At 68.4% G+C, this 6,461-nt stretch carries 8 protein-coding genes and 2 pseudogenes; 6 read left to right on the forward strand and 4 right to left on the reverse strand.

Features of this window, described 5'->3' with window-relative positions:
• The 4 genes from AC5JJ6_RS35765 to AC5JJ6_RS35780 form a co-directional block, all read left to right on the forward strand.
• Nucleotides 1–270: hypothetical protein (locus AC5JJ6_RS35765; protein ID WP_496046604.1), on the forward strand; the 270-nt coding region annotated here is incomplete at its 5' end.
• A gap of 90 nt (nucleotides 271–360) precedes the next feature.
• Nucleotides 361–696, forward strand: a complete 336-nt coding sequence (locus AC5JJ6_RS35770; RefSeq protein ID WP_496046605.1) for a cupin domain-containing protein — start codon at nucleotides 361–363, stop codon at nucleotides 694–696.
• Nucleotides 697–719: 23 nt separating this feature from the next.
• Entirely contained in the window at nucleotides 720–962 is a 243-nt protein-coding gene (locus AC5JJ6_RS35775) for a hypothetical protein (protein WP_496046606.1), read from the forward strand.
• A 3-nt stretch (nucleotides 963–965) separates the two neighbouring features.
• Nucleotides 966–1,220 carry a hypothetical protein gene (locus AC5JJ6_RS35780; protein WP_496046607.1) on the forward strand — a complete coding sequence of 85 codons (255 nt, stop codon included), beginning with the start codon at nucleotides 966–968 and terminating at the stop codon, nucleotides 1,218–1,220.
• An 82-nt stretch (nucleotides 1,221–1,302) separates the two neighbouring features.
• Here AC5JJ6_RS35780 and AC5JJ6_RS35785 read toward each other — a convergent pair whose 3' ends face one another.
• The 3 genes and pseudogenes from AC5JJ6_RS35785 to AC5JJ6_RS35795 form a co-directional block, all read right to left on the reverse strand.
• Nucleotides 1,303–2,019: a CDP-alcohol phosphatidyltransferase family protein gene (locus AC5JJ6_RS35785; RefSeq protein WP_496046608.1), complete on the reverse strand. Its 717-nt coding sequence runs from the start codon at nucleotides 2,017–2,019 to the stop codon at nucleotides 1,303–1,305.
• A gap of 97 nt (nucleotides 2,020–2,116) precedes the next feature.
• Nucleotides 2,117–2,803, reverse strand: a pseudogene (gene pssA / locus AC5JJ6_RS35790) (CDP-diacylglycerol--serine O-phosphatidyltransferase); the annotation flags it as partial.
• Nucleotide 2,804: 1 nt separating this feature from the next.
• Nucleotides 2,805–3,521 (reverse strand): annotated as a pseudogene (locus tag AC5JJ6_RS35795) (phosphatidylserine decarboxylase); the annotation flags it as partial.
• A gap of 264 nt (nucleotides 3,522–3,785) precedes the next feature.
• On the opposite strand from AC5JJ6_RS35795, the gene AC5JJ6_RS35800 reads away from it, so the two are divergent.
• Complete coding sequence (locus AC5JJ6_RS35800) at nucleotides 3,786–4,220, forward strand: hypothetical protein (RefSeq protein ID WP_429646690.1); 435 nt, start codon at nucleotides 3,786–3,788, stop codon at nucleotides 4,218–4,220.
• A 23-nt stretch (nucleotides 4,221–4,243) separates the two neighbouring features.
• Here AC5JJ6_RS35800 and AC5JJ6_RS35805 read toward each other — a convergent pair whose 3' ends face one another.
• On the reverse strand, nucleotides 4,244–5,419 hold the full coding sequence (locus AC5JJ6_RS35805) for a LysM peptidoglycan-binding domain-containing protein (protein ID WP_496046609.1): 1,176 nt from the start codon (nucleotides 5,417–5,419) through the stop codon (nucleotides 4,244–4,246).
• A 364-nt stretch (nucleotides 5,420–5,783) separates the two neighbouring features.
• Between AC5JJ6_RS35805 and AC5JJ6_RS35810 the strand changes: the two genes are divergently transcribed.
• A complete protein-coding gene (locus AC5JJ6_RS35810; RefSeq protein ID WP_496046610.1) occupies nucleotides 5,784–6,368 on the forward strand; it encodes an LOG family protein in 585 nt (194 codons plus the stop codon).
• Nucleotides 6,369–6,461: the final 93 nt, after the last annotated feature.

Consider the following 6,461-nt stretch of genomic DNA (forward strand, 5'->3'; position numbering starts at 1 on the left):
ACCATCGAGGGTCTGGCGGAGCATGTCAGGGACGTCGACCTGCTGGTGATCGAAGCGACCTTCCTGAACGCCGACGCCGACAAGGCGGAGGCGCGGAGCCATCTGACCGTCGGTCAGGCGACGCGGCTGGCGCGCGAGGCCGGGGCCGGCCAGCTTTGGCTGAACCATCAGTCCAACCGGTACGCCAAGGGTCTGGTGGAGGCCGAGGCCAGGGCGGAGTTCGGGAACGCGCGGGTGGCGGCGGACTTCGACCGGGTCACGGTCGGCTGAGGGGGGAACCACGCCGGGCGGGTCATGTTGTCGTCAGGGTCCGGACGCTATCCGGACACCCGCCCGATCCCATCAGACCCAGGAGGCCCCATGGCCGATACGACCGTGAAGAAGATCGATTCCGCCCATTCTCCCAAGGGCGAGCAGGGCCAGAAATATCTGGCGTCCGGCAAATCCCTGTCGATGCGCCTGTGGCAGGACGAACAGCCGGCCGAGGCCAAGCCGCCGTCCCGCCGCGACTACGAGACGGTCGGCTACGTCATCTCCGGCAGCGCCGAGCTTCATCTGGAAGGACAGATGGTAAAGCTGGAGCCGGGCGACAGCTGGACGGTGCCGAAGGGCGCCGAGCACACATATAAGATCCTGGAGAGTTTCACCGCCGTCGAGGCGACCAGTCCGCCGGCCGAGGTTCACGGGCGGGACTGAAGACCGGATAAGGGAGAGCGTCCATGAAGATCATCTACAGCTACGAAGGCGAGCGGAACGAGGGGCTGGAAAGCTCCGTGCTCGAGGATCTGGGCCAGCGTTTCGGCCAGACCGGGCAGACCGCCAGCCATTCCGGCGAGAAGGGTCTGACGACGGTGACGCTCGACCTGCCCGGTGCGGAGCATTGGCAGAAGATCGTCGAGGCGCTGGAGGGGCGCGGCGATCTGGTCGAGGTGGCGCCCGAGTCGTTCGGCGAAGGCGCCTGAGCGGTGCGGGCGCCGGCAGCGGGTCTGATCCTGGGAGTCCTGGCGCTGGCCGCGTGCGCCGGGCCGGACGAGCCGCCGACGCGGAGGCCGGCGGCGATCACGATCACCCATCCGGTGGACAGCGCGTCGGAAGAGGCGATCGATGCCGACGCGGACGGGGTCTGCCGGACCTGGGGGAGCAATGCGGCCCTGGTGGAGCGATACGAGAACGAGTCCCGCAACAGCAGGGTTGCGGCCTATAACTGCGTCCAGGGATGAGGGCAGTGGGTCTGGAACGTTGGATGGCGGGCTGAAGAGGCCCGACCTACGCCAGCGTGCTTTTTGCTGGAGAGGCCGCTTGCTAGGGGCGGAAGGCGCCGGACGCCGCCGCGATCCGGGCGGCGGTGGTGATCCAGCACAGGGCGCCGAAGCCCCAGGCCAGCCACGCGAAGGCGTCGGGGAACAGGCAGAATGACGCGAACAGGGCGATCGTCTCGGTCCCCTCGGTCAGGCCGCCGATATAATAGAGGGACTTGGTCCCCCGGATGCTGGTGGTCACGCCGCGCTTGGCGGCGAAGACCGCATAGGCCAGGAACGACGATCCGGTGCCGACGAAGCTGAAGATCAGGAAGGCGGCGGGAAGCGCCTGTTCCGGCCGTCCGACCGCGAAGAAGAACACCACGCCCGAGTAGAACAGGAAGTCGCAGACGATATCCAGGTAGCCGCCGAAATCGGTGGTTCCGGCATGGCGCGCCACCGCGCCGTCCAGGCCGTCCATCGCGCGGTTGAGCAGGATGAGCAGCAGGGCGAGGCCATAGGCCTCGGCTGCCAGCGCCGGGAAGGACGCGGCGCCGACCGCGAAGCCGGCCAGCGTCACGGCATCCGCACCGATCCCGCGCCGACCGAGGCTGGCGCCGAACCGGTCCAGCGGCGGGTCGATCAGGCGGCGCAGGCGGGCGTCGAGCATGGCCTGGAGGGGCGTGGGGTATACGGATTTCCGGGGAGAACGGCCCTGCTTCGTCCTCGTCCGCGGTGTCGCCTTCGGGGAGGTCGGGCGCCATTGCGGCGTTGGATGCATGAAGCTTTTCCGCCTCGATCCTCAGACGGCGGTACTGGCGGTAGCTGAACGGCAGGCTGATGAGGTAGGCGATGCCGATCAGCGACAGCGTCAGCCACGGCGTGCTGACGAGCATGGCGGCGATCAGGCCGACGCCGGCCAGGACCGGGATCACGAATTTCTGCGGGACCCGGACGCCCTTGAACGAGAACGTCGGCAGCTGGCTGACCATCAGCAACGCGATGGCGCCCGCCCAAACACCGACGAACAGCGGATGGCCGAACACGGTGGTTCCGGCCTCGAACGAGAACACCAGCGGCAGCAGTGCGAGACCCGCCGCCGCCGGAGCCGGCACGCCGGTAAAATAGTTGTAGGCGTAGGGCGGCAGGTCGCTGTCGCCCAACTTGGAATTGAACCGGGCGAGCCGCAGCGCCGCGCAGACGCTCAAGGCCAGGACAGCGATCCAGCCCGGCGTGCCGGCCCCGGCAAGGACCCACAGGTACAGGGTGATGGCCGGAGCGACGCCGAAGCTGACCACGTCGGACAGGCTGTCCAGCTCCTCGCCGAACTTGCTCTGGCCGTTGAGCAGGCGGGCGATCCTGCCGTCCAGCGCGTCGAGCACGGCCGCCACCATGATCGACACCACGGCGGCCTCGAACCGGCCCTGGATGGCGAACCGCATGGCGGTGACGCCGGCGCACAGCGCCAGCATGGTCAGCATGTTCGGCAGCATGCGGTTGATCGACAGCCCGCGCAGGCGCGGCGGCCGGCTCCGGCGGCGGGGACGTTCGCTCCGGTTGGTCATGTCAGCGCACCTCCCCGAGCCGTGCCGGCTCGGTCGAATTCAGGTCGGCGATGATGGTTTCGCCCCCGATGGTCGTCTGGCCGACGATCACCTGGGGATGGACGCCGTCCGGCAGGTAGATGTCGGTCCGGCTGCCGAAGCGGATCAGGCCGTAGCGCTCGCCGGCGGCGACGGTCTGGCCCGGCTTGAGGTGGCAGATGATGCGCCGGGCGACGAGGCCGGCGATCTGGACGAACGCGATCTCCCGCCCGTCGTCCAGCCGCAGCCGGATCGCCATCCGCTCGTTCTCCTCGCTCGCCTTGTCCAGCGCCGCGTTGAGGAACTTGCCCTTGTGGTAGGCGGCGGCTTCCACCGTGCCGGCGGCGGGCGTCCGGTTGACGTGGACGTTGAAGACGTTGAGGAAGATGCTGACGCGCAGGCGGGGCTGGTCGCCCATGCCGAGCTCCTTCGGGGGCACCGCCGGCACGATCATCTGGACCGTCCCGTCCGCCGGGCTGACCAGCAGTCCCGGACGGGACGGCACCACGCGGTCGGGGTCGCGGAAGAAGTAGACGCACCACGCGGTCAGGATCGCCCCGGCCCAGCCCAGCGGCTGGGCGACGAAGGCCAGGACGGCGGTGACCGCGGCGAATACCGCGATGAAGGGCCAACCGGCCCGGTTGATCGGAACGACGACGGATTGCAGTGCGGACATGGTCGGAGGCTTGTTCCTGCGATGTGCTGGCGGCGATTGGCGCCGGACGGTCGGATACCGGGTCGGGGTCCGGCGGAATGCGCCGGACCCCGTTACTTATGGCACCGGAGCGCGGATGCAAACCAGCGCTACCGGTTCGGACGGCGCATTTACCGCATATTAAGTCGCGAAACGTGATTCTGCTCCGCCACGGCCGCGGGTGATGCGGCCATTTCTTTTCCCGACCGGTTCTTTTCCCGACCGGTTCTTTTCCCGAGCGGTGTTTTGCGGGACAGGCGAGTGATCGACATGCAGCCTCTTGCTGAAGTTTCCCAGGCCGCCCTGCCGCTCCGGCTGGGCACCGTCCACATCAACGCGGACGGCCTGCTCGGCATCGCCGCCACCCCTGCCCCGTCGAAACAGCGTTTCGCGATCGACGACGTGCTGTACCACGTCTCGATCGATCCGGTCGGCGACGGCAGCCGGTTCCGGATCTGGGCGGAGCTTGGCTATGTGCCCTATACGGCGCAGTCGCCCCAGCGCCGGCGCGACATCCTGGCGATCCTGCGCGCGACGCAGCATCTGGCGCGGTCCTGCTTCGTGGTCGACGGCGGGCAGAAGATCCTGGTGATCGGCGAGTCGCACGTCGAGGAACATATCGACGTGACCGGCGTGGTGTACGAAACAGTCCAGTTCCTCCAGGAGGTCCGGCCCTATCTGCGCATCCTGTCCGACTTCCTCTGAGACGGGGGTCGGGAAGTCAGGGGTCAGTTTACCTGGGGGACGGTGAAGATCTGGCCGGGATATATGAGGTCGGGGTCGCGGATCTGGGACTGGTTCGCCTCGTAGATCACGCTGAAGCGGACGCCGTCGCCGTAGGTGCGCCGGGCGATCCGCCACAGGCTGGCGCCGGGCTGGACCACGATGTTCTGGCCGGCCGGCAGGTTCTGCGCCGCCTGGTTCTGCGCCGACTGGTCGGCCATCTGGAACGGGATCTCGGCGCGGGCGCTGACGCGGCCGCCGCCCAAGACATGGTCGGCGCGCAGGGTATAGCGGCCGGGCCGGACCGGCTGGTCGGGGGTCAACCCCCAGCGCCCATCCTCGCCGGAAACGGCGTGGCCGATCAGGACGTTGTCGAGGTAGACCTGGATCCGGGCGTTCGGCGGCGCCCGTCCGCCGATGCCGGCGCGCCCATCGGCGCCGTAGTCGACGACGTCGACCGTGACGCCGCCCGGGGGAAGCGGGGCCGCGCCCAGGGCGGGGATGGCATTGCCGGAAGAGGCGATGCGCTTTCCGGCCGCCGGGGGCGCCTGGAGCAGCGCCGGGGCGTTGCCGCCGTCCCTGGCGCCGTCCCTGGGGACCGCCAGCGCCAGCGCGCCGGAGCGGTCGGACGCCGGCTGGCCGGCGACGTCCTTCGCCGGTTCCGGCACGACCAGAACGACGACGTCATGCGACTGCACGGCTTCGTCCGCATCCGTTCGCTTCGACGACAGGCTGAGCTGGCGTCCGCCGGGCGCGAGGCTGTCTTCCGGAAGCAGCACCCATTCGCCGCGCTGGTCGGCTGTCGTCCGCCCGATCGGGCGGCCGCCGTCGAGGACGGTGACGAGGGCATGGGGCTCCGCCCGGCCCGCGATCACGGCATTGCCCTGCGGATTGACCCGGACGACATCGAAGGTGGGCATGGGAGCGGTGGGCATGGGACTGACTGGAAGCCTGGATGCCGCCGGGATCTGCGGGGCCGTCTCCAGCGAAGGCGGCATGGGCGGCGCGCCATGCCGGAGCGGGTCCGGCTTCAACTGGAGATTCGCCGTAACGGTGTTCGTCTGGATCGGGGTGGTCAGGGACGGCACGCCGGGCGGATCGGCCCGATCGACCGAAGTCAGGATATGCGCCGCGCCCAGGAACGCGACGCCGATGCCACCGATGATGAGCGCTCTCTGCACAGCCGCCCCGCTTCCTGTCCGTCGGCAGACCGGAACGAAACCGCCAATTCCGCCGCTGGACGATCGGATGGTTATTCAGTCCAGATCAGATTGCAAACAAGTTACGTCAATAGCCACCGCCTTGTCCGCCGAAATAATCTTCGCCGAAACCATGTCGCACCTTATGGGGACACGCCGGCGGCACTCATGGCGCGAAAGGCCGGGAGCGGATATCCCTCAAGCGTGTTGATGCGACGGAGCGTCACGCCGGCGCTTGGCGTAAGCGCTCGACCATGAGACGCTGGGCGTGACGGACGGATCGACCGTGGGCGGCGGGTGGCCTGGAAACAGGCGCCCGGCCGCCCCGGTCCGCAAAGGTGATGGAATGAAGGACGTCTTTTCAGTTTGCGTATATTGCGGCTCGTCGAGCCGGGTCAGCGACACCTATAAGGATGCCGCCCACCAGCTCGGCACGCTGCTGGGCCAGAACGGTCACCAGCTCGTCTATGGCGGCGGCCGCGTCGGCCTGATGGGGATCGTCGCCGATGCCACCCTGGCGGCCGGCGGCTCGGTGGTCGGCATCATCCCCGAGCACATCCAGGTGCTGGAGGTCGAGCATACCGGCCTGACCGAGCTGCTGGTGGTGGACAGCATGCACACCCGAAAGCGCATGATGGTCGACCGCTCCGACGCCTTCGTCGTGCTGCCCGGCGGCTTGGGCACCCTGGACGAGACCTTCGAGATCCTGACGTGGAAGCAGCTCCGCCTCCACGACAAGCCGGTCGTCGTCGCCAATGTCGACGGCTACTGGAACGCGCTGGAGGAGCTGCTGGACCACATGATCGCCCAGGGGTTCGCCCAGCCGGCGCACCGCAAGCTGTTCACCGTGGTCGACCGGATCGAGGACGTGCTGCCGGCGCTGTCGGCCGAGCCGGAACCGGTGATCAGCCCCGACACGAAGTGGCTCTGAGCGGAGTCCCCTGCGACTCGAGACCGCTGGCGTCAAGTGCGGCTTCTTATGAGCAATCGTCGGTGCTATAAGACGCGCCGTCAAAGCCGGTGG

This window comes from Skermanella sp. (genome assembly GCF_059503625.1).